Origin of the sequence: Metapseudomonas cellulosilytica (genome assembly GCF_049334135.1) — a bacterium.
Classification (GTDB): Bacteria; Pseudomonadota; Gammaproteobacteria; order Pseudomonadales; family Pseudomonadaceae; genus Metapseudomonas.
In genome coordinates, this window is record NZ_JBHZGN010000013.1 from 49,809 (window position 1) to 73,453 (window position 23,645).

General features: G+C 61.1%; 22 protein-coding genes. 12 read left to right on the forward strand and 10 right to left on the reverse strand.

The window, feature by feature from the left end:
- Nucleotides 1–120: 120 nt before the first annotated feature.
- The 5 genes from mnmE to rpmH all read right to left on the reverse strand — a co-directional run bounded on the left by mnmE (nucleotide 121) and on the right by rpmH (nucleotide 4,043).
- Entirely contained in the window at nucleotides 121–1,488 is a 1,368-nt protein-coding gene (mnmE, locus tag ACFW0H_RS17495; RefSeq protein ID WP_422915134.1) for a tRNA uridine-5-carboxymethylaminomethyl(34) synthesis GTPase MnmE, read from the reverse strand.
- Between the two features lie 84 nt (nucleotides 1,489–1,572).
- Nucleotides 1,573–3,249 (reverse strand): membrane protein insertase YidC, encoded by a 1,677-nt coding sequence (yidC, locus tag ACFW0H_RS17500; RefSeq protein WP_422915135.1) that lies wholly within the window; start codon nucleotides 3,247–3,249, stop codon nucleotides 1,573–1,575.
- Nucleotides 3,250–3,251: 2 nt separating this feature from the next.
- A complete protein-coding gene (yidD, locus tag ACFW0H_RS17505) occupies nucleotides 3,252–3,497 on the reverse strand; it encodes a membrane protein insertion efficiency factor YidD (RefSeq protein WP_377691321.1) in 246 nt (81 codons plus the stop codon).
- On the reverse strand, nucleotides 3,490–3,894 hold the full coding sequence (gene rnpA / locus ACFW0H_RS17510; RefSeq protein ID WP_151138613.1) for a ribonuclease P protein component: 405 nt from the start codon (nucleotides 3,892–3,894) through the stop codon (nucleotides 3,490–3,492). Before rnpA ends, yidD begins: the two co-directional genes overlap by 8 nt.
- Before the next feature lie 14 nt (nucleotides 3,895–3,908).
- Complete coding sequence (rpmH, locus tag ACFW0H_RS17515) at nucleotides 3,909–4,043, reverse strand: 50S ribosomal protein L34 (protein WP_003290924.1); 135 nt, start codon at nucleotides 4,041–4,043, stop codon at nucleotides 3,909–3,911.
- Between the two features lie 525 nt (nucleotides 4,044–4,568).
- Here rpmH and dnaA point away from each other — a divergent pair.
- The 9 genes from dnaA (at nucleotide 4,569) to ACFW0H_RS17560 (ending at nucleotide 16,742) form a co-directional block, all read left to right on the forward strand.
- Entirely contained in the window at nucleotides 4,569–6,032 is a 1,464-nt protein-coding gene (gene dnaA / locus ACFW0H_RS17520; protein ID WP_422915136.1) for a chromosomal replication initiator protein DnaA, read from the forward strand.
- 29 nt (nucleotides 6,033–6,061) lie between these two features.
- Nucleotides 6,062–7,165 (forward strand): DNA polymerase III subunit beta, encoded by a 1,104-nt coding sequence (gene dnaN, locus ACFW0H_RS17525; protein ID WP_422915137.1) that lies wholly within the window; start codon nucleotides 6,062–6,064, stop codon nucleotides 7,163–7,165.
- A 7-nt stretch (nucleotides 7,166–7,172) separates the two neighbouring features.
- Complete coding sequence (gene recF, locus ACFW0H_RS17530; protein WP_422915138.1) at nucleotides 7,173–8,279, forward strand: DNA replication/repair protein RecF; 1,107 nt, start codon at nucleotides 7,173–7,175, stop codon at nucleotides 8,277–8,279.
- Complete coding sequence (gene gyrB, locus ACFW0H_RS17535) at nucleotides 8,276–10,696, forward strand: DNA topoisomerase (ATP-hydrolyzing) subunit B (RefSeq protein ID WP_422915139.1); 2,421 nt, start codon at nucleotides 8,276–8,278, stop codon at nucleotides 10,694–10,696. Before recF ends, gyrB begins: the two co-directional genes overlap by 4 nt.
- 331 nt (nucleotides 10,697–11,027) lie before the next feature.
- Nucleotides 11,028–13,415 (forward strand): TOTE conflict system archaeo-eukaryotic primase domain-containing protein, encoded by a 2,388-nt coding sequence (locus tag ACFW0H_RS17540; protein ID WP_422915140.1) that lies wholly within the window; start codon nucleotides 11,028–11,030, stop codon nucleotides 13,413–13,415.
- A gap of 168 nt (nucleotides 13,416–13,583) precedes the next feature.
- Nucleotides 13,584–13,910: a type II toxin-antitoxin system PrlF family antitoxin gene (locus tag ACFW0H_RS17545; RefSeq protein WP_422915141.1), complete on the forward strand. Its 327-nt coding sequence runs from the start codon at nucleotides 13,584–13,586 to the stop codon at nucleotides 13,908–13,910.
- The gene (locus ACFW0H_RS17550; protein WP_422915142.1) at nucleotides 13,907–14,410 is read left to right on the forward strand and encodes a type II toxin-antitoxin system YhaV family toxin; all 504 of its coding nucleotides are present in this window, start codon (nucleotides 13,907–13,909) and stop codon (nucleotides 14,408–14,410) included. The genes ACFW0H_RS17545 and ACFW0H_RS17550 overlap by 4 nt, the downstream gene beginning before the upstream one ends.
- A gap of 552 nt (nucleotides 14,411–14,962) precedes the next feature.
- Nucleotides 14,963–15,814 (forward strand): Nmad3 family putative nucleotide modification protein, encoded by an 852-nt coding sequence (locus tag ACFW0H_RS17555; RefSeq protein WP_422915143.1) that lies wholly within the window; start codon nucleotides 14,963–14,965, stop codon nucleotides 15,812–15,814.
- A gap of 745 nt (nucleotides 15,815–16,559) precedes the next feature.
- The gene (locus ACFW0H_RS17560) at nucleotides 16,560–16,742 is read left to right on the forward strand and encodes a hypothetical protein (protein ID WP_377692519.1); all 183 of its coding nucleotides are present in this window, start codon (nucleotides 16,560–16,562) and stop codon (nucleotides 16,740–16,742) included.
- Between the two features lie 133 nt (nucleotides 16,743–16,875).
- Here ACFW0H_RS17560 and ACFW0H_RS17565 read toward each other — a convergent pair whose 3' ends face one another.
- The 4 genes from ACFW0H_RS17565 to glyQ form a co-directional block, all read right to left on the reverse strand.
- Entirely contained in the window at nucleotides 16,876–17,640 is a 765-nt protein-coding gene (locus tag ACFW0H_RS17565) for a lysophospholipid acyltransferase family protein (RefSeq protein WP_422915144.1), read from the reverse strand.
- Nucleotides 17,641–17,658: 18 nt separating this feature from the next.
- On the reverse strand, nucleotides 17,659–18,189 hold the full coding sequence (gmhB, locus tag ACFW0H_RS17570; protein ID WP_422915145.1) for a D-glycero-beta-D-manno-heptose 1,7-bisphosphate 7-phosphatase: 531 nt from the start codon (nucleotides 18,187–18,189) through the stop codon (nucleotides 17,659–17,661).
- An 88-nt stretch (nucleotides 18,190–18,277) separates the two neighbouring features.
- Complete coding sequence (gene glyS, locus ACFW0H_RS17575) at nucleotides 18,278–20,323, reverse strand: glycine--tRNA ligase subunit beta (RefSeq protein WP_422915146.1); 2,046 nt, start codon at nucleotides 20,321–20,323, stop codon at nucleotides 18,278–18,280.
- Nucleotides 20,320–21,267, reverse strand: coding sequence for a glycine--tRNA ligase subunit alpha (glyQ, locus tag ACFW0H_RS17580; RefSeq protein ID WP_422915147.1), 948 nt, complete (start codon nucleotides 21,265–21,267; stop codon nucleotides 20,320–20,322). Before glyQ ends, glyS begins: the two co-directional genes overlap by 4 nt.
- Before the next feature lie 81 nt (nucleotides 21,268–21,348).
- Here glyQ and ACFW0H_RS17585 point away from each other — a divergent pair, with 81 nt between their 5' ends.
- The 3 genes from ACFW0H_RS17585 (at nucleotide 21,349) to ACFW0H_RS17595 (ending at nucleotide 23,224) form a co-directional block, all read left to right on the forward strand.
- Nucleotides 21,349–21,900 (forward strand): DNA-3-methyladenine glycosylase I, encoded by a 552-nt coding sequence (locus ACFW0H_RS17585; RefSeq protein WP_422915148.1) that lies wholly within the window; start codon nucleotides 21,349–21,351, stop codon nucleotides 21,898–21,900.
- 60 nt (nucleotides 21,901–21,960) lie between these two features.
- Nucleotides 21,961–22,848 carry a lysophospholipid acyltransferase gene (locus tag ACFW0H_RS17590; protein WP_422915149.1) on the forward strand — a complete coding sequence of 296 codons (888 nt, stop codon included), beginning with the start codon at nucleotides 21,961–21,963 and terminating at the stop codon, nucleotides 22,846–22,848.
- A gap of 112 nt (nucleotides 22,849–22,960) precedes the next feature.
- Nucleotides 22,961–23,224, forward strand: coding sequence for a PilZ domain-containing protein (locus tag ACFW0H_RS17595; RefSeq protein WP_422915150.1), 264 nt, complete (start codon nucleotides 22,961–22,963; stop codon nucleotides 23,222–23,224).
- A 64-nt stretch (nucleotides 23,225–23,288) separates the two neighbouring features.
- On the opposite strand, the gene ACFW0H_RS17600 is transcribed toward ACFW0H_RS17595, so the two are convergent.
- Nucleotides 23,289–23,612 carry a tetratricopeptide repeat protein gene (locus tag ACFW0H_RS17600; protein WP_422915151.1) on the reverse strand — a complete coding sequence of 108 codons (324 nt, stop codon included), beginning with the start codon at nucleotides 23,610–23,612 and terminating at the stop codon, nucleotides 23,289–23,291.
- Between the last annotated feature and the right edge of the window lie 33 nt (nucleotides 23,613–23,645).

Here is a 23,645-nt window from a genome sequence, read left to right on the forward strand (position 1 = left end):
GGGTTACAGGCAACTTATCAACAGGGTTCAGGCGGGGGGATTTTCTGGGCGAACAGGCAGGAACGGACCGCCCGGCAAGCAGGCAGTCGCGTTTTCTGTGGATAAAGTGAGGGGGCTTGCTTACTTGCCGATGCAGAAGCTGGAGAAGATGCGTCCGAGCAGGTCGTCGGAGCTGAAGGCGCCAGTGATCTCGCCCAGGGCCTGCTGGGCCTGGCGCAGGTCTTCGGCCAGCAGTTCGCCGGCGCCGGCCAGGGTGAGTTGGGAACGGCCGTGATCGAGGAAGGCGCTGGCCTGGCGCAGGGCTTCCAGGTGCCGGCGGCGGGCGCTGAAGCTGCTTTCCGCAGTCTGTTCATAACCCATGCAGGCCTTCAGGTGCTCGCGCAGCAGTTCCAGGCCATCGCCGGATCGAGCGGACAGGCTGAGGGTGACATGGCCGTCATCGCTCACTTCCAGGCCCACGGATTCGCCACTGAGATCGGCCTTGTTGCGGATTAGCGTGACCTTCGCCGGGTCGGGCCGCTGGTCGAGGAATTCGGGCCAGAGCGCGAAGGGATCGGAGGCCTCGGGGGCGGTGGCATCCACCACCAGCAGGACCCGGTCGGCCTCGCCAATGGCCTTGAGGGCACGTTCGACGCCAATCTTTTCCACATGGTCATCGGTATCGCGCAGGCCGGCGGTATCCACGACGTGCAGCGGCATGCCGTCGATGTGGATATGTTCGCGCAGTACGTCGCGGGTGGTGCCGGCTATATCCGTGACGATGGCCGCCTCGCGCCCTGCGAGGGTATTCAGCAGGCTGGATTTGCCTGCATTGGGGCGGCCGGCGATCACCACCGTCATGCCATCGCGCAGCAGCGCGCCCTGGCCGGCTTCGCGCATCACTGTGGATAAGTTTTCCCGTACGCCATCCAGCAGGCCAAGCACGTGGCCATCGGCGAGAAAGTCGATTTCCTCTTCCGGGAAATCGATGGCGGCCTCCACGTAGATGCGCAGTTCGATCAGTTTCTCGGTGAGGGCATGGACCCGCTTCGAGAACTCGCCCTGCAGTGAACGCAGGGCATTGCGCGCTGCCTGTTCCGAGCTGGCTTCGATGAGGTCGGCAATGGCCTCGGCCTGGGCCAGGTCGAGCTTGTCGTTGAGGAAGGCGCGCTCGCTGAATTCGCCGGGACGGGCCTGGCGGGCGCCGAGCTCCATGCAGCGGCGCAGCAGCAGGTCGAGGACCACCGGGCCGCCGTGACCCTGGAGCTCGAAGACGTCCTCGCCGGTGAAGGAGTTGGGACCGGGGAAGTAGAGGGCTATGCCTTCGTCCAGGGTCTGACCGGAATCGTCCAGGAAGGGGCCGAAATGGGCGAAGCGCGGCTTGGGAACGCGGCCGCCAATGGCTTCGGCTATCCGCGCGGCGAGGGGCCCGGATACGCGGACGATGCCCACTCCGCCACGGCCCTGAGCGGTGGCGACGGCGGCGATGGTGTCACGTACAGGATTCATCTGTGGATACCTTGGGATGTGCGGATGGCAGATAGCAAGACGCCCCCAGAGGGGGCGTCTTGTTCAAGCTGTCTGGCGTCGCTGTCAGGCTGCTGCCTTCTTGCTGGCTGCCTCGATCTGCCGGGTAATGTACCACTGCTGGGCGATCGACAGGACGTTGTTGACGACCCAGTACAGGACCAGGCCGGCCGGGAACCACAGGAAGAAGAAGGTGAAGATGATCGGCATCAGCTTCAGCACCTTGGCCTGCATGGGGTCCGGCGGGGTCGGGTTCAGCTGCTGCTGGATGAACATGGTGGCGCCCATGACGATCGGCAGGATGAAGAACGGATCCTTGATCGACAGGTCGGTGATCCAGAACATCCACGGGGCCTGGCGCATATCCACGCTTTCCAGCAGTACCCAGTAGAGCGCCAGGAAGACCGGCATCTGCACCAGGATCGGCAGGCAGCCGCCCAGCGGGTTGATCTTCTCCTTCTTGTACAGCTCCATCATCGCCTGGGACATCTTCTGGCGATCGTCACCGTACTGCTCTTTCAGCGCCTGCAGTTTCGGCGACACGGCACGCATGCGGGCCATGGACTTGTAGCTGGCGGCCGACAAGGGGAAGAACGCGCCCTTGATCAGGATGGTCAGGACGATGATCGACCAGCCCCAGTTGCCCAGCAGGCTGTGGATATGTTGCAGCAGCCAGAAAATCGGCTGGGCGATGAACCACAGGAAACCGTAGTCGACGGTCAGTTCCAGGCCCGGGGAGAGTTCCTTCAGGTGGTCCTGGATCTTCGGACCGGCGTAGAGCGTGGCCGAGGTTTCAGCCTGTGCGCCGGCCGGAACGTTCAGAGCCGGGCCTACGAATCCGACGATGTAGTTGCCGCGAGAGTCCTTGCGGGTCTGGATGGCGTTGTTCTGGTCCTTGGGGGCAACCCAGGCGGTCACGAAGTAGTGCTGCAGCCAGGCGACCCAGCCGCCCTGCACGGTCTCCTTGAAGGGCTGCTTGTCCATGTCCTTGATGGACAACTTCTTGTACGGCTCGTCCGGGGTCCAGACCGCGGCGCCCAGGTAGGTGGACACGCCGGTGGCGGTGGTGGAAGACGGGTCGGCACTGGCGTCACGCTTGAGCTGGGCGTACATGCTGCCGGTCCAGGGCTGCGCGCTCTGGTTGTCGACCTTGTACGAAACCTGCAGCTCGTACTTGCCGCGGGTCAGGGTGAAACGCTTGATGTAGTTGACGCCAGCTTCGCTGAAGGTCAGGTCGACCACCAACTGCTCCTGGCCGTCGGCCAGCTTGAAGCTGCGCTGGGCGGCGCTGTAGAGCGGGCGGCCATTGGCGCGAGCATCGGGGCCGTTGGCGCCGACCAGGCCGCTTTGGGCCTGGTAGAGACGCTCGCCACCGTTGTCGAACAGCTGGAACGGAACGTCCGGGTGGTCTTGACGGCGCGGGTACTTCGGCAGCGTCAGCTGGACGATGTCGCCGCCGTTCGGGTCGATCGCCAGATTGAGCACATCGGTTTCAACGCGGATCAGGTCGGCGCTGGGCGCGGCCTGTGCGACTGCCGGCTCGGTGCGTTCTGCACTGGTGCTCGGAATGTCGTCGCTGGACTTGGCGGTTGCGGTGTTGTCCGGCAGGGTCGCTTGCGCGGTGCTCGCGCTGGTACCTGCGCTCGGCAGGGCGGCTTGACCGTAGTCCTGGTTCCACTGGAGAACCATCAGATAGGACACGATTGCCAGGGCGACGATCAGGATCGAGCGTTGAATATCCATGATTACTCGGCCATCGAAGAGGGTTGGGAAGTGTTGGCGGGTGGCACCGGGTCATAGCCGCCCGGATTCCACGGATGACAGCGGCCGAGCCGACGCAGGGTCAGCCAGCCACCACGCAGGACGCCATGCTGTTCGATGGCTTCCTGCGCGTAGCAGGAACAACTGGGATAGAAACGACAGTGACTGGCCATCAGTGGGCTGATGGCGTAGCGGTAGAACTGGATCGGAGCGAGGGCCAGTTTACGCATGGGGACTGTCGGACACCCCTGATCCGGTCGATGGTTCAGGGCGAGCCCGGCTACGCGCTAGGCGCTTCCAGAGTTTGCCGAACTGATGTCTCAACTCGGGGTTCTCCAGGTCGCCAATGCCTTTGCGTGCCACGATCACGATGTCCCAACCGGCCAGCAACTCGAGGTTATGGCGGAAGGATTCGCGTATCTGGCGTTTGAGGCGATTGCGCTCGACGGAGAGCTTGACGCTCTTTTTGCCGATCACCAGGCCGAGACGGGGGTGATCGAGACCGTTATCGCGCGCGAGGAGCAGGACGTGCTTGCCGGGAACCTTCCCGGTCGGTGAGTCGAAGACTGCCTTGAATTGTCGGGGAACCAGCAGACGCTTTTCCCGACCGAAGCCCTGACTCACCACCCGTTCCGGATAGATCAGACGGTCAGGCGCTTGCGGCCCTTGGCGCGACGACGCGACAGGACTTGACGGCCGTTCTTGGTAGCCATGCGGGCACGGAAACCGTGGGTGCGAGCGCGCTTGATGGTGCTGGGTTGGAAAGTGCGTTTCATGATGCTTTACCTGGTGGTCACTACGGGCCGGAAGTGGCCCCCGTTTAAAGAGACCGGCAATTCTAGTGAAACGGCGCGGGCAGGTCAATTTCCAACCAGTACCGCCGACAAAAGAATATAGAAGGAAAGGAATTTTAAAAAAGCTTGGTTGCTTTTTTTAAAACTGGGTCAGGGGTCTGCCTGTGGAAAACTCGCCTTGGGGTGCATGGTGCCTGGTGTTCGCCGGGCTAACAAGCCTGTCCACAACAGGTGACCTGGTTGTGGGGTGGCTGGGAGAAAGCTGGGGGTGAATCGCCTAGTTACCCACAGGCGGAATATCCAGACGGTTTTCCCCAGGGCGAAAGGGGGGCTTCAGGGCCTGTTATCCACAAGATTCATGCCAAGCACGGTGTTGTCCTGAGCGGTGAATAACATCTTGATTTTGTTCAACGATTCGCCGCTTTTCGTGTGGATAACTCGATCGCCGACCGCTACAATGGCCTCCTGTATTTTGCGTCCGGCACCTTTCCGACTTGGGGGATATCCGTGTCAGTGGAACTTTGGCAGCAGTGCGTGGAGCTCTTGCGCGATGAGCTGCCTGCCCAGCAATTCAACACCTGGATCCGCCCATTGCAGGTTGAAGCCGATGGAGACGAACTGAGGGTCTACGCGCCCAACCGCTTCGTACTCGATTGGGTCAACGAGAAGTACATGGGCCGGCTTCTTGAGTTGCTCGGCGAACGGGGCAACGGCCTGGCGCCTGCCCTTTCCTTATTAATAGGCAGCAAGCGTAGCCCGGCTCCGCGGAAGGCACCTCCGCCACCGCCGCCGGTAATGGCGCCGCCGCCCCCACCGGCACCCGCACCCTCGCAGATGCGCATCGAGACCGTGGACGAAGCCCGCGATAATCTCGACCCGCTGGCGTCCGTGGTGCCTGCGCCGGCCATTCGCACCGAGCGCTCCGTGCAGGTGGAAGGGGCGCTGAAGCACACCAGCTACCTGAACCGAACCTTCACCTTCGAGAACTTCGTCGAGGGCAAGTCCAACCAGCTGGCGCGCGCTGCAGCCTGGCAGGTAGCGGACAACCCCAAGCACGGTTACAACCCGCTGTTCCTCTATGGTGGCGTCGGCCTCGGCAAGACCCACCTGATGCACGCTGTGGGTAACCATCTGCTGAAGAAGAATCCGAATGCCAAGGTGGTGTACCTGCACTCCGAGCGTTTCGTGGCGGACATGGTCAAGGCCTTGCAGCTGAACGCCATCAACGAGTTCAAGCGCTTCTACCGTTCGGTGGATGCGCTGCTGATCGACGATATTCAGTTCTTCGCCCGCAAGGAGCGTTCGCAGGAGGAGTTTTTCCACACCTTCAATGCCCTGCTCGAAGGTGGTCAACAGGTGATCCTCACCAGCGACCGCTATCCGAAGGAGATCGAAGGTCTCGAAGAGCGCCTGAAATCTCGCTTTGGCTGGGGCCTGACGGTGGCTGTCGAGCCGCCGGAGCTGGAAACCCGCGTAGCGATCCTGATGAAGAAGGCGGAGCAGGCCAAGGTCGAACTGCCACACGACGCCGCGTTCTTCATTGCCCAGCGGATCCGCTCCAACGTACGTGAACTGGAAGGTGCACTGAAGCGTGTGATCGCCCATGCCCACTTCATGGGGCGCGATATCACCATCGAGCTCATCCGTGAGTCGCTGAAGGACCTCCTGGCCCTGCAGGACAAGCTGGTCAGCATCGACAATATCCAGCGCACCGTAGTCGAGTACTACAAGATCAAGATGTCCGACATGCTGTCCAAGCGCCGTTCGCGCTCGGTCGCCAGGCCGCGGCAGGTCGCCATGGCGTTGTCCAAGGAACTGACCAACCATAGCCTGCCGGAAATCGGCGATGCCTTCGGTGGACGAGACCACACCACCGTGCTTCACGCCTGTCGTAAGATTGCGCAATTAAGGGAATCCGACGCGGATATCCGCGAGGATTACAAGAATCTGCTGCGTACACTGACCACCTGACCGCAGCCCAAGAGGCAAGGGACTAGACCATGCATTTAACAATTCAACGCGAAGCCCTGTTGAAACCCCTGCAACTGGTCGCCGGCGTCGTCGAGCGCCGCCAGACATTGCCGGTCCTCTCCAACGTCCTGCTGGTGGTCGAAGGCCAGCAACTGTCGTTGACCGGTACTGACCTCGAGGTCGAGCTGGTGGGGCGCGTTGCACTGGAAGAGCCGGCCGAGCCAGGTGAGATCACGGTGCCTGCGCGCAAGCTGATGGACATCTGCAAGAGCCTGCCCAGCGACACGCTGATCGATATCCGTGTCGACGAGCAGAAGTTGCTGATCAAGGCCGGCCGTAGCCGTTTCACGCTTTCCACCCTGCCGGCGAACGATTTCCCGACCGTGGAAGAAGGTCCCGGCTCGCTGAACTTCAGCCTGGTACAGAGCAAGCTGCGCCGTCTGATCGAGCGCACCAGCTTCGCCATGGCCCAGCAGGACGTGCGTTATTACCTCAACGGCATGCTGCTGGAAGTGAACGCCGGCACCTTGCGTGCGGTGGCGACTGATGGGCACCGCCTGGCTATGTGCGCGATGAATACCGGCATCGAAGGCCTCGATCGCCACCAGGTGATCGTGCCGCGCAAAGGTATCCTGGAACTGGCCCGTCTGCTTACCGAACAGGATGGTGAAGTCCGTATCGTCCTTGGCCAGCACCATATCCGTGCAACCACCGGCGAATTCACCTTCACCTCCAAGCTTGTCGACGGCAAGTTCCCGGACTACGAGCGAGTGCTACCCCGCGGCGGCGACAAGCTGGTGCTGGGTGACCGTCAGGCCCTGCGTGAGGCGTTCAGTCGTACCGCGATTCTGTCCAACGAGAAGTACCGCGGCATTCGCCTGACCTTGGCGTCCGGTCTGCTGAAGATCCAGGCCAATAACCCCGAGCAGGAAGAAGCCGAGGAAGAAGTCGCCGTGGATTACAACGGCAGCAACCTGGAGATCGGTTTCAACGTCAGCTACCTGCTGGACGTGTTGGGCGTGATGTCCACCGAACAGGTTCGCCTGATCCTGTCCGACGCCAACAGCAGTGCACTGCTGCAGGAAGCTGACAACGACGATTCCTCCTACGTCGTAATGCCGATGCGTCTGTAACGACTCAATGTCCCTCAGCCGTATCTCGGTCACCGGTGTGCGTAACCTGCACCCGGTGACCCTCTCCCCCTCCCCCCGCATCAATATCCTCCACGGCGACAACGGCAGCGGTAAAACCAGCCTGCTGGAAGCCATTCACCTTCTCGGCCTCGCTCGTTCCTTTCGCAGTACGCGGCTGCAGCCGGTAATCCAGTACGACCAGCCTGCCTGCATTGTTTTCGGCCAGGTCAGCCTTACCGAGGGTGGCCAGTGCAATCTGGGGATATCGCGGGATCGCCAGGGGGAATTCCAGATTCGTATCGACGGGCAAAGTGCCAAGAGCACCGCACAACTGGCCGAGGCGTTGCCCTTGCAGTTGATCAACCCGGACAGTTTTCGCTTGCTCGAAGGATCGCCGAAAATTCGTCGGCAGTTTCTAGACTGGGGCGTGTTCCACGTGGAACCTCGTTTCCTGCCAGCCTGGCAACGGCTGCAGAAGGCCCTGCGGCAGCGGAACTCATGGCTCCGGCATGGTACACTGGACGCCGCTTCGCAGGCGGCCTGGGACCGGGAACTATGCCTGGCCAGCGGTGAAATCGACGAGTATCGAAGGGCCTATATCCAGGCATTGAAACCGGTCTTCGAACGTACACTTGCCGACTTGGTGGAACTCGACAGTCTGACGCTCAGTTACTACCGGGGCTGGGACAAGGATCGGGAGCTGTCCGAAGTGCTTACCACTTCCCTGTTCCGTGATCGACAGATCGGGCACACCCAGGCGGGACCGCAACGCGCCGACCTGCGATTGCGTTCAGGTGCACACAACGCCGCAGACATACTTTCTCGCGGGCAGCAGAAGCTGGTGGTCTGCGCGCTGCGGATCGCCCAGGGTCATCTGGTGAACCAGGCGAAACGCGGCCAGTGCATCTACCTAGTTGACGACTTACCGTCAGAGTTGGACGAACAGCATCGACAGGCACTTTGCCGGTTGCTGGAAGATTTGGATTGCCAGGTGTTCATCACCTGCGTTGACCATGAATTTCTGAGGGACTGCTGGCGCAAGGATACGCCGGTTGCCGTGTTCCACGTGGAACATGGTTGTATCAGCCCCACGATCATCGGGAGTGAAGCATGAGCGAGACCAAAACGTACGACTCTTCCAGCATCAAGGTGCTGAAAGGGCTGGATGCCGTACGCAAACGCCCCGGTATGTACATCGGCGACACCGATGATGGGACCGGCCTGCACCACATGGTGTTCGAGGTCGTCGACAACTCGATCGACGAAGCCCTTGCCGGTTTCTGCACTGAGATCAGCATCACTATCCATACCGATGAATCCATCACCGTGCGCGACAACGGTCGTGGCATTCCGGTGGATATCCATAAGGAAGAAGGGGTTTCCGCCGCCGAGGTCATCATGACCGTGCTACATGCCGGCGGTAAGTTCGACGACAACACCTACAAGGTTTCCGGCGGTCTGCACGGTGTCGGTGTGTCGGTGGTTAACGCGCTGTCCGAAGAACTGCGCCTGACCATACGTCGCGCTGGCCAGGTTTGGGAACAGGTCTACCACCATGGTGTCCCGCAGTTCCCGCTGCGACCGGTTGGCGAAACCGAAGGAACCGGCACCGAGGTCCACTTCAAGGCATCGGCCCAGACCTTCAGCAATATCCACTTCAGCTGGGACATCCTGGCCAAGCGCCTGCGCGAACTGTCTTTCCTGAACTCCGGTGTGGGCATCGTCCTGCGCGACGAGCGCAGTGGCAAGGAAGAGATGTTCAAGTACGAGGGTGGTCTCAAGGCCTTCGTCGAGTACCTCAACACCAACAAGACCATCGTCAACGAGGTGTTCCATTTCAACATCCAGCGTGAAGAGGATGGCGTGGGCGTGGAAGTTGCCCTGCAATGGAACGACAGTTTCAACGAGAACATCCTCTGCTTCACCAACAACATTCCCCAGCGTGACGGGGGGACTCACCTGGCGGGTTTCCGCTCGGCCCTTACCCGCCACCTGAACAACTACATCGAGCAGGAAGGCCTGGCGAAGAAGTACAAGATCGCCACCACCGGCGATGACGCCCGTGAAGGCCTCACGGCGATCATCTCGGTCAAGGTGCCGGATCCCAAGTTCAGCTCCCAGACCAAGGACAAGCTGGTCTCCTCCGAAGTCAAGACTGCAGTCGAACAGGAAATGGGCAAGTACTTTGCCGACTTCCTGTTGGAGAACCCCAACGAAGCCAAGGCTGTGGTCGGCAAGATGATCGATGCCGCCCGCGCCCGCGAGGCTGCGCGCAAAGCGCGCGAGATGACCCGCCGCAAGGGCGCCCTGGATATCGCCGGCCTGCCGGGCAAGTTGGCGGACTGCCAGGAGAAGGACCCTGCCCTTTCCGAACTCTACATAGTGGAGGGTGATTCCGCGGGTGGTTCGGCCAAGCAGGGCCGTAACCGCAAGACCCAGGCGATCCTCCCGCTCAAGGGCAAGATCCTCAACGTGGAGAAAGCCCGTTTCGACAAGATGTTGTCTTCCCAGGAAGTCGGCACCCTGATTACCGCACTGGGCTGCGGTATCGGACGCGAGGAATACAACATCGAGAAACTGCGTTACCACAACATCATCATCATGACCGACGCCGACGTCGACGGTTCGCACATCCGTACCTTGCTGCTGACCTTCTTCTTCCGGCAGATGCCTGAGCTGATCGAGCGTGGTTACGTCTACATTGCCCAGCCGCCGCTGTACAAGGTGAAGAAGGGCAAGCAGGAGCAGTACATCAAGGACGACGAGGCCATGGACGAGTACATGACCCAGTCGGCCCTTGAAGAGGCCAGCCTGCACGTCAACGAGAATGCCCCTGGCCTCTCTGGCGAAGCGCTCGAGCGTCTGGTGAATGGTTACCGCAATGTGATGCGCACCCTGAAGCGCCTGTCGCGCCTGTACCCGCAGGATCTGACCGAGCACATGATCTACCTGCCTCGCGTCAGCGTTGACCAGCTCTCCGATCAGGCCGCCATGCAGTCCTGGCTGGAAGGCTTCCAGGCGCGTCTGAAGTCGGCGGAGAAGTCCGGCCTGACCTACGCTGCGAGCCTGCGCGAGGACCGGGAGCGCCACCTGTGGCTGCCGGAAGTGGAGCAAACCGCCCACGGCCTGTCCCACTACATCACCTTCAACCGCGATTTCTTCGCCAGCAACGACTACCGCCAGGTGACCGAACTGGGCGACCAGCTCAACAACCTCTTGGAAGAAGGTGCATTCGTCCAGCGCGGCGAGCGCAAGAAACCGGTGGTCAGCTTCAAGGAAGCCCTGGCCTGGCTGATGACCGAAAGCACCAAGCGTCACACAATCCAGCGCTACAAGGGGTTGGGTGAGATGAACCCGGAGCAGCTGTGGGAAACCACCATGGACCCCAGCGTTCGTCGCATGCTCAAGGTCACCATCGAAGACGCCATCGCCGCGGACCAGATCTTCAACACCCTCATGGGTGATGCGGTGGAACCGCGTCGTGACTTCATCGAGAGCAACGCCCTGGCGGTGGCCAACCTCGACGTGTAACGACCTGAACGCGCATATTGATTGTCGCGTTCAAGCTTCAAGCCCCGGCCTCTGTGCCGGGGTTTTTCTTTTAAGCCAGCAAGCCACCAGCACCGCCCTGCCCGTTCGACCGAGCGATTAGGCAGGTAATCATCTGCACTGCGGACTGCCTGTAGGATCACGTTGCCTCGACAGCTGTCTGACACGAGCTTGAGCGGGCCTATCGCAAGGCCGCAAAACGGTTCAAATAGTTGATCAGCGTGCCGCTGCAAGGTGACACCCATGGTGTTGATTCTTCCATCATGACGGGTGCATAACCCCGTGTAGTACACAGACTGTTACTGGCTGACCTATGAGCGACGCTGATCTGCTGGAGCAACTACAAGCCGAAAACGCCCGATTGACTGCGCTACTGGAAGCCAACGGTATCGAGTGGCGTGCACCTGTCGCGTCTAGCAAGGAGGCTGATGGCCCGATCGCCGAACCCGTAGCCCCGAGGCTGGATACTGATGCGAAGCTGGCGTTGTTCAGGCGCTTGTTCCGGGGCAGAACCGATGTCTTTCCACTGCGCTGGGAAAGCAAGGCGGGTAAATCGGGTTACTCCCCTGCCTGTGCCAATGAGTGGCGTGTCGGCGTTTGCGAGAAGCCCCGGATCAAATGCGGCGAGTGCCCGCATCGTCAACTAATACCCCTGAGCGACCAGGTGCTGTACCGGCATCTGGCCGGTGAGATCGTCATTGGTGTCTATCCACTGATGCCAGACGACACCTGCCATTTCCTGGCTGTGGATTTTGACGAGGCTGATTGGCGGGAAGACGTCCAGGCCTTTGCACAGTCATGCCGAGAGTTGGGCGTGCCGGTGGCGGTGGAAATTTCGCGTTCCGGCAACGGTGCTCATGCTTGGCTCTTCTTCGCGAGCTATGTACCCGCAGCTGAGGCGAGACGCCTGGGTACAGCGATCATCAGCCGTACCTGCGAACGCACCCGGCAGTTGGCCCTTACCTCCTATGACCGACTTTTTCCGAACCAGGACAGCATGCCGAAAGGCGGATTCGGAAATCTGATCGCCTTGCCATTACAGAAGAGCGCGCGCGCTCGAAATGCCAGCGTGTTTGTTGATGAAGAGCTGGTTCCTTATCCCGATCAGTGGGCTTTCCTCGCGAGCCTTCAGCCGATGTACGCCGAAGACATCGAGCCCGCGATAGTCAGGGCCATTGGGCATCGCCATCCCCTGGATGTAATCGGTGACGAGACTGAAGAGCGACAGCCCTGGGAGCATCAGGCGCCCAAGTCACGGAAACTGACCTGTCCGCTTCCCACCGTGTTGAATGTGACCTTGGCCAATAAGATCTATTTCAACAAATCCGAACTGCCCCTGCCGTTGTCGAACCAGCTCATCCGGTTGGCGGCGTTTCAGAACCCGGAATTCTACAAGGCTCAGGTCATGCGCCTACCGGTGTGGAACAAGCCTCGCGTGATTGGATGTGCCGAGAACTTTCCCAAGCACATCGCGTTGCCGCGTGGCTGCCTGAATGCCGCCCAAGAATTGCTAGAGGAAAACGGCATTGCCCTGGTGCTTCACGATGAGCGCTTCCTGGGTGAGCCCATCGATATTCACTTTGCGGGAACGTTGCGGCCGGATCAGGAGATTGCCCTCGAGGCCGTGCTGGGGCATGACACCGGAATCCTGTGTGCGCCGACGGCGTTCGGCAAAACCGTGACGGCTGCTGCGCTGATTGCCAGGCGAGGCGTGAATACACTGGTGCTAGTGCATCGCACCGAGCTGCTTCAACAATGGAAGGAGCGCTTGCAGACTTTCCTGAGTGTTGAGAAAGGAATGATCGGCACCATCGGGGGAGGTAAAGCCAAGCCGAGCCGGCTCATCGATGTCGCGGTGATGCAGTCGTTGTCGCGCCACGGTGAAGTCAGTGGGCAGGTGAAACAGTACGGGCAGATCATCGTCGATGAATGCCATCACCTGTCGGCTATTTCATTCGAAGCCATCCTGAAGAGCTCCGCCGCCAAATATGTGCTCGGATTGACCGCTACGCCGATACGCCGAGATGGTCAGCAACCGATCATCTTCATGCAATGCGGGCCCATTCGGCACACTGCGTCGAGGCCGGCCAGTGCTCCCGTTGATCTGGTGGTCATGCCTCAGTGGTTGCGTCAGCCGATGGTGATGGCTGAGAACGCTGGCATCCAGGAGGTCTTTCGACAGGTCGCTGAAGATGGAGAGCGAACTGACAGAATCATTGCTGCGGTTGAAGTGGCATTCAGGCGAGGTCGGAAGATCCTGGTGCTGACGGAGCGTACCGACCACTTGAGTGTTATCGAAGAGCTGCTGGTTGGGCGGGTGGAAAGCTTGTTCGCGCTGCATGGTCGGTTATCCAAAAAGCAACGGGCTGTACTGATTAGCGAACTGGAGGCGTTACCACCCGATGCCCCACGAGTACTCCTGGCTACGGGCAAGCTGGTCGGCGAAGGTTTCGACCATCCGCCGTTGGATACCTTGATCCTGGCCATGCCGATTTCCTGGAAAGGCAATCCTCAGCAATATGCCGGGCGACTGCACCGGGAGCATACGAGCAAAACCGACGTACGCATCGTTGACTTCGTCGATACCGGACATCCGGCGTTGTTACGGATGTGGAACAAGCGTCAAGCCGGTTACAGGGCAATGGGCTATCGCATTGCAGATCCGTCGAGCTCAATGGAGTTGCTCGAACCGGGGGATTAGCCAGCCTTTAGTATCAGAGCTGCGTCTCCTCGTAACGATGTCCATGCCGAAGTCGCCCATTCGCACCAATCCCCGTTGTTGGTCCATTCCCTGGCATGCATGTGCATTGATTTGGTAATGCAAGCGCATTACCATGGGGCTGTTCTCCTCGCTGATCCGGAGTTCGGCATGGCTACCACACTTGAAGTCGAATCCACTCTCACTGACCGATACCAAACCACAGTGCCGGAAACAGTGCGTCGTGCTCTCCGTTTGAGCAAACGCGATAAGCTCCATTACACGATCCGTCCCAGCGGCGAGGTGGTGCTCACCCGCGCGGAAGCACCAGAAGATGATCCGGTGCTCGGCCAGTTCCTGGGCTTTCTGGCACGTGACATCGCCAGCCATCCCGAGCGCTTGCAAGCCGTCGATGCGAACCTCGTGGCGCGCATTCATGCGCTGGTTGGAAGCGTTGAGGTTGACCTTGATGCTCCGTTGTCGACGGATGATGAATGAGCCAAGACAAGCCCATGCCACTAGTTGTACACGGTTGGACGGTTTTTGCTCACCCCCTGTTTCTGGATCAGATCGAGTCCCTGATCCAGCAGGTCGAGGCGTTGAAGCAGAAAGATCCGGTGGGCTACATCAAGAAGAACGCAACTAAACGATTGGCCGCGATTGCCAAGCTCGCATTTGACGTCATCCCGCAAGATCCAACCAAGCCCGAGTACCGCCAAGGCGGCGCGCTGGGCGAGGATCATAAGCACTGGTTTCGTGCCAAGTTCTTTCAGCAGTACCGACTGTTCTTCCGTTATCACGGGCCAAGTCGGGTGATTGTGTTGGCATGGGTGAACGATGAAGACACCAAGCGCGCCTATGAAAGCAGTGAAGATGCTTATCGGGTTTTCCGGAAGATGTTGGCCAGCGGTCATCCGCCCGACGATTGGGATTGGTCGCTGAAAGAGGCTACGTCGGAGGCGGCGCGTCTGCGCAAGGCAATGGCGTCGACCAAGTGAGCTTCATCCAGCTCTGACGCGAGGGCTGGGCCTGCCACACCACCGAAATCGTACTGACAAGCCTTACCCGCCAGGAGCTGCATCAGCTTGGAATTTAGAACCTGCATATGAGTGTCCTGGCGGTTAACAGACAACAGGCGATCCAGAGGGGCATCCATTCGTAGCGACACCCAGGCGAGTTTCCCCGTGTCAGTGATTGGCTGTTCCTCGACAGGCATGGCGAATGGCTTACATCAGGTGACGGTCATAGCTGCTATCGCGCATTGCTCGTCATCCGTAACCTACAAGCATCCACTGAGCGAAGGAGTCGCTCAGAACCATGGACGATGACGAACGCAAGGATGCGTCGACAGGATGTCGGCTCGTTACAAAAGACCCGCTTCGGCGGGTTTTTTGTTGTCCAGAGAATATGCCGACCCCATCGCCTGACTCGGCAATCTGCGAATCGACCCACTCTCGGTAAGCCGCATCGCGTGGGTCGTGGTAGACCCCCGAGGCGCGCTGGCAGAATGCGTTGATCAGCTCGCATGGCGTTGGGAGGGGTTATCGTCGATGCGCATCATCCTGAGCCGCAAAGGCTTTGATTCGTCCGCCGGTGACTGCCCCAGCGCAATCCTGCCGGATGGTCGTCTTTGCTCCCTGCCCATCCCGGATGATTCCTCGCCCATTACCTATGGGGAAATCGACTACGACGGTATCGACCTTGGTGAACTGGTAGATCAGCTGACCCGCAAAACCGGGTGGCGCGGTCGAGGTGCCCACCTGGACCCTGATCTGCGTGTCGAGGCCCTGCCCCGCATGCCCGGGTGGCGACCGATGCTGGGGCAGAGTGGCAGTGCTCAAGGGCATTTACGCAATGAGGGCGTTACGGCGGGGGATCTGTTCCTGTTCTTCGGATCCTTTCGTCCCATCGAGCAGGTATCAGGTAGTTGGCGTTTCTGTCCGGATCAGGCGTCCATACATGCGATTTGGGGTTGGCTGCAGGTGGGGGAGATTCTCAAGGTCGATGATCTTCCTGCGCAAGCGATTCCCTGGGCACGTTATCACCCGCATTTCGCCTATGAACAGGACCCCACCAATACCCTGTACCTGGCCACGGAAAAACTGGCTCTGGGCGGGATGCCGCCACGGCTTCCGGGAGCAGGCACTTTCCGTTATCTGAATGAACGCCGGGTGCTTACCGCACCTGGTTCGGCGCTACAGACCTGCTGGCAGCTGCCGGCCTGCTTTGCACCCGGCGAAGGCCAGGCCGGGTTGAGTTTCCATCGCAACCGAAGCCGATGGAGCACCGTAGGAGATCGCTGTCTGCTAAACAGCGCATTCAGGGGGCAGGAGTTCGTCTTCGACACGCAGGGCCGCGATCAGGTACTGACTTGGCTCAGAAACCTGCTGATGAGCGCTTGAGCTCGCTTGCTGAATCAGGAGTTTTTCCTTTCCGGACAATGGGTTGAAAGCCGGAAACAGGCGGTAACACGAGGGTGTCAAAAGGATGGGAGGAGTGTTACCCATGGCCCTGGCCCAGGGTACCCGGACGAGTCGTATGGGAACAGTTTTGGGGCTCGGAAAGGCCTTTCTGAAACAGAAATTTTTATAATGTATTGATTTATAAGGTGTTTTTTATTTTTGGCACGACTCGTGCTCTATATATGGCACAACAACAATAAAAAGCTTCAAGAAGAAATTTTTCGACTCTGACAAAACAAAAACAACAGCCCAGAGAAGAAGCAAACCGATTTTTTTGGAGAGGGTGTGCCATTCCGCACCCCGGTGACTGGAGCAACAGAACAATAAAACTACCTCAAGGTAGCGGCAGCTCTGGTTGGTTCAAATGACGATGGCATGATCAGCGTCCAAAAAAATCCGTTTGCCCTAGGTCCGTGTTGGGACCAGCCATTTCTGGCTCGCTAGCAGCCAGTAGCGAAGAACAACAACGAGCACTTGATAAGAACAACAACAATAACGAAGAAACATTTGAGGGGAGCTTAGGCTCCCCTCAGTGCTTTCCGGCTCCCGCAAAATCCCCTTCCGGCGTAACCCCTTCCCCCTTGCAATGGCGCTACCGAGTGTTCTGGCGCTGGTCGCCAGCGAACGGGCATCGTAGTCTGGAGCCCTCTGCAGGGCCTTTGGGGATCGCGCGAGGAACACAATGATGGAAGACCAGGTACCGGTTACTGACGAAGAAATCAGCGCCTATATGATGCGGCAGCTGCGTTCCGGGAGGGTCAAGCCGGCGGTGCTGGTCGTACTCACCGAGAAGAACTTTCCAGGGGTGAAGCGTGAGCGGATCATCCACTGCTTCAACGCCCTGGATTCGAAATACCTGAAAGGGTAACGCGGCGCGTTGCGAGAAAGCGTTATGCACTTCCTCGCTAAGCTTTAGTGTGAATGGTAAAGCTTTGTAAATCAGCGCTTTGAGCGACGATTTTGGCGAATCGCCAAAATTCTGTCCACAGCTTATCCACAAATCAGGCGGGTTGGTCGACCGCGGCAGCGGACTGCGGTCCTTCGATCTCGCGCTGGGTCGCTTCCACCCAGGCGAACGCGCGGTCGTTCAGCTCGGCGATGGCCCTTGGGCCCTCCCCTTCCGCGTACATCACCGGACCGATGACGACTTGGATGGTGCCGGGATACTTGGCCCAGCCTTCCTTGGGCCAGAAGCTGCCGGCGTTGTGGGCCACCGGCAGCACCGGGAGCCCGGCGTTGACCGCCAGGGCTGCGCCGCCACGGGAGAACTTGCCCATCTGGCCGGCCGGTACGCGGGTTCCCTCGGGGAAGATCAGCACCCAGGCGCCCTGCTTCAGGCGTTCGTCGCCCTGCGCGGCGAGTTGCTTGAGCGCCGCCTTCGGGTTGCTGCGGTCGATGGCGATGGGCTTCATCAGCGCCATGGCCCAACCGAAGAAGGGCACCCGCAGCAACTCGCGCTTGACCACCTGGCTGAGGGGCTCGAAGGCGCCGGAGAGATAGAAGGTTTCCCAGGTGCTCTGGTGCTTGGCGAGGATCACACAGGGGCGCTCAGGCACGTTCTCCAGGCCCTTCACTTCGTAGCGGATACCCACCATCACCTTGGTCAGCCAGACGGCGAAGCGGCACCAGCGCCAGACGATGAAGCGGTACCTGGCGCGGAAGGGCATGAAAGGTGCGAAAAATAGGCTCAGCGTGCCCCAGATGAAGGCGCTCAACGACAGCAGCAGGTAGAAGAGGAAAGTTCTGATGGCCTGCACTGTCGTCATGGGAGCTGTTGACCTTGTTTATTGAAGGAGATGTGCGGCGACTGCCGCCAGATCGTCGAATACCAGGGTTCCCGCTGGCAGGGCTTTGGCCAGGGTCCGTTCACCCTTGCCGGTCTTCACCAGAACGGGCTGACAATCGACGGCCAGCGCGGCTTCCAGGTCACCACTGCTGTCGCCGACGAACCAGGTTCCAGCAAGCTCCACGCCATAGTGCTCGGCGATGCGCTTGAGCATGCCTGGGCGCGGCTTGCGGCAATCGCAGCCCTCGTCCGGACCGTGGGGACAATACTGGATAACGCCCAGTTCGCCACCCCGCTCCGCCACCAGTTCACGCAGCCGCGCGTGCATCGAGTCCAGGGTGGCGAGGTCGTAGTAGCCGCGGGCAATGCCGGATTGGTTGGTGGCCACGGCGACTGTCCAGCCGGCCTTGCTCAGGCGGGCGATGGCCTCGATGGCGCTGGGTATCGGGATCCACTCTTCGAGGGATTTGATGTACTCGTCGGAGTCCTGGTTGATGACTCCGTCGCGGTCGAGAATCAGTAACTTCATCAATGAGCCTCAAGCGGCAAGCCACAAGCGCCAAGCGTGCTCAGTCGAGACTTGCAGCTTGAAGCTTGCAGCTTGTGGCTGTCCTTCCTCAACCCAATACCGAAATGTCTGCCACGCCCAGGAACAGGCCGCGCAGCTTGGCCAGCAGTGCATAGCGGTTGCCACGCACGGCGGCGTCTTCGGCATTGACCAGCACCGCTTCGAAGAAGCTGTCCACGGGCTCGCGCAGGCTGGCCAGGCGTTCCAGGGTCTCGCGGTAGCTGCCAGCGTTCGCCAGGGCCTGTTCGGCGTCGGCGACGGCCTTGGCCAGCGCCTGCTCGGCGCCTTCCTGCAACAGGGCGCTGTCGACGGTCGCCGGCACGCTGCCGTCGGCCTTGCTCAGCAGGTTGGACACGCGCTTGTTGGCGGCGGCCAGGGCGGCAGCTTCCGGCAGTCTGCGGAAGGCCTGTACGGCCTGTACGCGCTGGTCGAAGTCCAGTGCCGAGGACGGCTGCAGGGCGCGAACCGAGAGGTACACGGCCACGTCCACGCCTTCATCCTCATAGCGGGCACGCAAGCGGTCGAAGACGAACTCCAGCACCTGCTCGGCGAGGCCGTCGGCCTTCACCTTGATGCCATAGAGGTCGATGGCGAAGGCGACGGCGGCGGCGAGGTCGAGGTTCAGTTGCTTCTCGATCAGGATGCGCAGCACACCCAGGGCCTGGCGACGCAGGGCGAAGGGGTCCTTGCTGCCGGTGGGCAGCATGCCGATACCGAAGATGCCCACCAGGGTATCCAGCTTGTCGGCCACGGCCAGGGCGGCACCGGTGAGGGTCTGCGGCAACTCGGCGCCAGCGCCACGCGGCATGTACTGCTCGTTCAGCGCCTGGGCCACGTCTTCCGGCTCGCCGTCGTTCTTGGCGTAGTAGTAACCGGCGATGCCTTGCATCTCGGGGAATTCACCGACCATCTCGGTGGCCAGGTCGCACTTGGCGAGGATGCCGGCGCGCTCGGCGCGAGCCGCATCGGCGCCGATCTGCCGGGCGATGAAGCCGGCCAGTCGGGACACGCGCTCGGCCTTCTCGAACACAGTGCCGAGTTGGGCCTGGAACACCACGTTCTTCAGGCGCTCATTGAAGGTTTCCAGCTTCTGCTTCTTGTCCTGCTTGAAGAAGAACTCGGCGTCGGTGAGGCGCGGGCGCACCACCTTCTCGTTGCCGGAAATGATCTGCGCCGGGTCCTTGCTGGCCACGTTGGCCACGGTGATGAAGCGCGGCAGCAGCTTGCCGTTGGCGTCCAGCAGGCAGAAGTACTTCTGATTGTCCTGCATGGTGGAGATCAGGGCTTCCTGGGGCACGGCGAGGAAGCGCTCCTCGAAGGAGCACACCAGCGGCACCGGCCATTCGACCAGGGCAGTCACTTCGTCCAGCAGGTCGGCGGGAACCACCGCGGTGCCTTTCTGCTCGGCGGCCAGTTCGGCCACGCGCTTGGCGATGATCTCGCGGCGCTCGGCAAAGTCGACCAGCACGTGGGCACTGCGCAGGTCTTCCAGGTAGGTGGAAGGCTTGCCGATGCGGATGTTGTCCGGATTGTGGAAGCGATGGCCGCGGGATTCACGGCCGGCTTTCTGGGCGAGGATCTCGCAGTCGACCACCTCTTCACCGAACAGCATCACCAGCCATTGGGTCGGACGCACGAACTCGTCGCGGCGGGCGGCCCAGCGCATGCGCTTCGGAATCGGCAGGGCGGCCAGGGAGGCTTCGACTATACCGGGCAGCAGGCCCACGGCAGGCTGGCCGGGAATGTTCTGGCTGAACTTCAGCTTCGGGCCGCTCCTGTCGATCTGCTCCAGGTCCACGCCGCACTTGCGGGCGAAGCCCAGGGCGGCCTGGGTCGGCTTGCCTTCGGCGTCGAAGGCGGCCTGGATCGGCGGGCCGTCGAGATTGGCGCTGCGATCGGGCTGCTGGGTGGCCAACTGCTCAACGAGGACGGCCAGGCGACGCGGGGCGGCGAATACCTGGGCCTTGGCGTAGCCCAGGCCGGCAGCCTTGAGGCCTTGCTCGATGCCGGACAGGAAGGCATCACCCAGGGATTTCAGGGCCTTGGGAGGCAGCTCTTCGGTGCCCAGCTCTACCAGGAAATCTTGTGCACTCATTCGGCAGCCTCCAGCTTGGCCAGTACTTCGTCACGCAGTTCGGGGGTGGCCATGGGGAAGCCCAGGCGTGCACGCGCCTGCAGGTAGCTTTGCGCCACGGCGCGGGCCAAGGTGCGCACGCGCAGGATGTAGCGCTGGCGCTCGGTCACCGAGATGGCGCGGCGGGCGTCCAGCAGGTTGAAGGTGTGGGAGGCCTTGAGGACCATCTCGTAGGTCGGCAGCGGCAGCTGCAGCTCGATCAGGCGGTTGGCCTCGCTCTCGTAGAAGTCGAAGAGTTCGAACAGCTTCGGCACGTTGGCGTGCTCGAAGTTGAAGGTGGATTGCTCCACTTCGTTCTGGTGGAACACGTCGCCGTAGGTGACCTTGCCGAAGGGGCCGTCGGTCCAGACCAGGTCATAGACCGAGTCCACGCCCTGGATGTACATGGCCAGGCGCTCCAGGCCGTAGGTGATCTCGCCGGTGACCGGGTAGCACTCGATGCCGCCGACCTGCTGGAAGTAGGTGAATTGGGTGACTTCCATGCCGTTCAGCCAGATTTCCCAGCCCAGGCCCCAGGCGCCGAGGGTCGGCGATTCCCAGTTGTCTTCGACGAAGCGGATGTCGTGCACCAGCGGGTCGATGCCGATGGCCTTCAGCGAACCCAGGTACAGCTCCTGGAAGTTTTCCGGATTGGGCTTCAGCACCACCTGGAACTGGTAGTAGTGCTGCAGGCGGTTCGGGTTCTCGCCGTAGCGACCGTCGGTCGGGCGGCGGGACGGCTGCACGTAGGCGGCGTTCCAGGTCTCCGGACCAATGGCGCGGAGGAAGGTGGCGGTGTGGAAAGTACCGGCGCCCACTTCCATGTCGTAGGGCTGGAGCACCACGCAGCCCTGCTCGGCCCAGTACTGCTGCAGGGCGAGGATCAGGTCTTGGAAGGTGCGCACGGCGGGCGTAGTCTGGCTCACGAATTTCACCTGTGCTGGGTCTTCGACTGAAAACGCGGGAGTATACCCGATCCGACCCGCCGCAACTGCATGGAAAGCCTTATGCCACGCTGCTTCTGGTGCAATGACGACCCCCTCTACATCGCCTATCACGACACCGAATGGGGCGTACCGCTGAAGGATCCGGCGGCGCTCTTCGAACTGCTGTTGCTGGAGGGGTTCCAGGCTGGCCTGTCGTGGATCACCGTGCTGAAGAAACGCGAGCGTTATCGCGAGGTGCTGTTCGGCTTCGACCCGCAGCGCCTGGCGGTGATGAGTGACGAGGAGATCGAAGAGCGGATGCAGGACCCGGGCATCATCCGCAACCTGCTCAAGCTCAAGGCCGCGCGCCAGAACGCCCAAGCCTGGTTGCGCCTGGAGGACCCGGTGGCGCTGCTCTGGTCCTTTGTCGGCGGCCAGCCCAAGCTCAACCACTTCAGCGGCCGTGGCGATGTGCCGGCGGTCACCCCCGAGGCCGAAGCGATGAGCCGCGCGCTGAAGAAGGCCGGTTTCACCTTCGTCGGCCCGACCATCTGCTACGCCTTCATGCAGGCCGCCGGGATGGTCATGGATCACACCACGGACTGTGATCGCTACCGAGAGCTGACCGCCTGAGGCGGCATCGTTCATGCGGTGAGGGTAGAATGCGCCCTTTTGAAATCTCTGGAGTTGCCTGTGGATAAGCTGAAAGGCGCGCTGGTCGTGGGTTTCCTGCGCCTCTTCGCCCTGTTGCCCTGGCGGGCCGTGCAAGCCGTCGGGGCCACCATCGGCTGGCTGATGTGGAAACTGCCCAACCGCTCCCGTGATGTGGTGCGAATCAACCTGTCCAAGTGCTTCCCCGAATGGTCGCCCGCCGAGTTGGACCAGCGTGTGGGCCAGAGCCTGAAGGACATTGGCAAGACGCTCACCGAAAGCGCCTGCGCCTGGATCTGGCCGGCGGAGAAATCCATTGGCCTGGTGCGCGAGGTCGAAGGCCTGGAGGTACTGCACGAGGCCCTGGCCAGCGGCAAGGGCGTGGTCGGCATCACCAGCCACCTGGGCAACTGGGAAGTGCTCAACCACTTCTACTGCGCCCAGTGCAAACCCATCATCTTCTACCGCCCGCCGAAGCTGAAGGCGGTGGACGAGCTGCTGCAGAAACAGCGTGTGCAGCTGGGTAACCGCGTGGCGCCGTCCACCAAGGAAGGCATCCTCAGCGTCATCAAGGAAGTGCGCAAGGGCGGTGCCGTCGGTATTCCCGCCGATCCGGAACCAAGCCTCTCGGCCGGCCTCTTCGTGCCCTTCCTCGGCACCCAGGCCCTGACCAGCAAGTTCGTCCCCGGCATGCTCGCCGGCGGCAAGGCGCGTGGCGTGTTCCTGCATGCCCTGCGACTGCCCGATGGCTCCGGCTTCAAGGTGATCCTGGAAGCGGCGCCCGAGGCCATGTACAGCGAGAACGTGGAAGTAGCCGTGGCCGCCATGAGCGGTGTGGTGGAGAAGTACGTGCGGGCCTATCCGACCCAGTACATGTGGAGCATGAAGCGCTTCAAGAAACGCCCCGAGGGTGAGAAGAAGTGGTACTGACGAAGAAGGCGCCGGAAGGCGCCTTTTTAATTCCCGACTGCCGAAGGGTTGTGCACGGTCGCGATAAGCCGTATTAACGACGCCACGAACCGGCTCAGGATGATGCGATCGAATGGCCAACCAGCGGCAATTTCCCCGAACTCCGATGAAATGCAGGATCAAGATCAGCCACCCGAGTTTCGGTGAGCTGATCGCCCAGACCCGCGACCTGTCCGATGGCGGCGTCTACGTCCGGCATCCCGACCTGGCCGCCCTGCCCGTGGGCAGTGTGGTCAGCGGCCAGGTGCAGGACCTGCCCATCGAGGCGCCCGTCCTGCAAATGGAAGTGACACGGGTGGATGCCGAGGGGGCCGGGTTGCGCTTTCTGGAGTCCTGATCGGAGCGCGAAGAGGGCCTCGGTTGGGCTTCGCTGTGCTCAGACCAGCGTGGCCCGCACCAACTTACGACGAGGCGGGGTCGCGCTTGTCCAGGCGCTTGAGGAACACCGTCATCTCCTTCTCCGCCTGCTTGTCACCATGGGCGCGGGCGGCTTCCAGCCCCTGGGTCCAGGCATCACGGGCGGCTGAAAAGTCATCCTGGGCTTCCAGCGCCTTGCCCAGCAGCTTCCAGGCGGCTGAGTACTTCGGGTCCTGGTCCACGCATCGGCGCAGGTGTTCCGCGGCCCTGGGGAAGTCGCCCTGATCCAGGTAGCCCTTACCCAGGCCGAAGCGCAGCAGCGGATTGTCCACGCCCTTGGCCAGCATCTTTTCCAGTGATTCGATCATGCCCCGCTCTCCTCTGTGCGGCCTGCATTGTGC

Coding starts and splice junctions, on each gene's coding strand:
- gyrB (WP_422915139.1), top strand. CDS start 8,276: ATGAGCGAGACCAAAACGTACGACTCTTCCAGCATCAAGGTGCTGAAA.
- ACFW0H_RS17545 (WP_422915141.1), top strand. CDS start 13,584: ATGGCTACCACACTTGAAGTCGAATCCACTCTCACTGACCGATACCAA.
- ACFW0H_RS17560 (WP_377692519.1), top strand. CDS start 16,560: ATGGAAGACCAGGTACCGGTTACTGACGAAGAAATCAGCGCCTATATG.
- dnaN (WP_422915137.1), top strand. CDS start 6,062: ATGCATTTAACAATTCAACGCGAAGCCCTGTTGAAACCCCTGCAACTG.
- mnmE (WP_422915134.1), bottom strand. CDS start 1,488: ATGAATCCTGTACGTGACACCATCGCCGCCGTCGCCACCGCTCAGGGC.
- ACFW0H_RS17585 (WP_422915148.1), top strand. CDS start 21,349: ATGCCACGCTGCTTCTGGTGCAATGACGACCCCCTCTACATCGCCTAT.
- yidD (WP_377691321.1), bottom strand. CDS start 3,497: ATGCGTAAACTGGCCCTCGCTCCGATCCAGTTCTACCGCTACGCCATC.
- ACFW0H_RS17600 (WP_422915151.1), bottom strand. CDS start 23,612: ATGATCGAATCACTGGAAAAGATGCTGGCCAAGGGCGTGGACAATCCG.
- ACFW0H_RS17540 (WP_422915140.1), top strand. CDS start 11,028: ATGAGCGACGCTGATCTGCTGGAGCAACTACAAGCCGAAAACGCCCGA.
- ACFW0H_RS17565 (WP_422915144.1), bottom strand. CDS start 17,640: ATGACGACAGTGCAGGCCATCAGAACTTTCCTCTTCTACCTGCTGCTG.
- yidC (WP_422915135.1), bottom strand. CDS start 3,249: ATGGATATTCAACGCTCGATCCTGATCGTCGCCCTGGCAATCGTGTCC.
- ACFW0H_RS17555 (WP_422915143.1), top strand. CDS start 14,963: ATGCGCATCATCCTGAGCCGCAAAGGCTTTGATTCGTCCGCCGGTGAC.
- ACFW0H_RS17595 (WP_422915150.1), top strand. CDS start 22,961: ATGGCCAACCAGCGGCAATTTCCCCGAACTCCGATGAAATGCAGGATC.
- rpmH (WP_003290924.1), bottom strand. CDS start 4,043: ATGAAACGCACTTTCCAACCCAGCACCATCAAGCGCGCTCGCACCCAC.
- gmhB (WP_422915145.1), bottom strand. CDS start 18,189: ATGAAGTTACTGATTCTCGACCGCGACGGAGTCATCAACCAGGACTCC.
- glyS (WP_422915146.1), bottom strand. CDS start 20,323: ATGAGTGCACAAGATTTCCTGGTAGAGCTGGGCACCGAAGAGCTGCCT.
- recF (WP_422915138.1), top strand. CDS start 7,173: ATGTCCCTCAGCCGTATCTCGGTCACCGGTGTGCGTAACCTGCACCCG.
- ACFW0H_RS17550 (WP_422915142.1), top strand. CDS start 13,907: ATGAGCCAAGACAAGCCCATGCCACTAGTTGTACACGGTTGGACGGTT.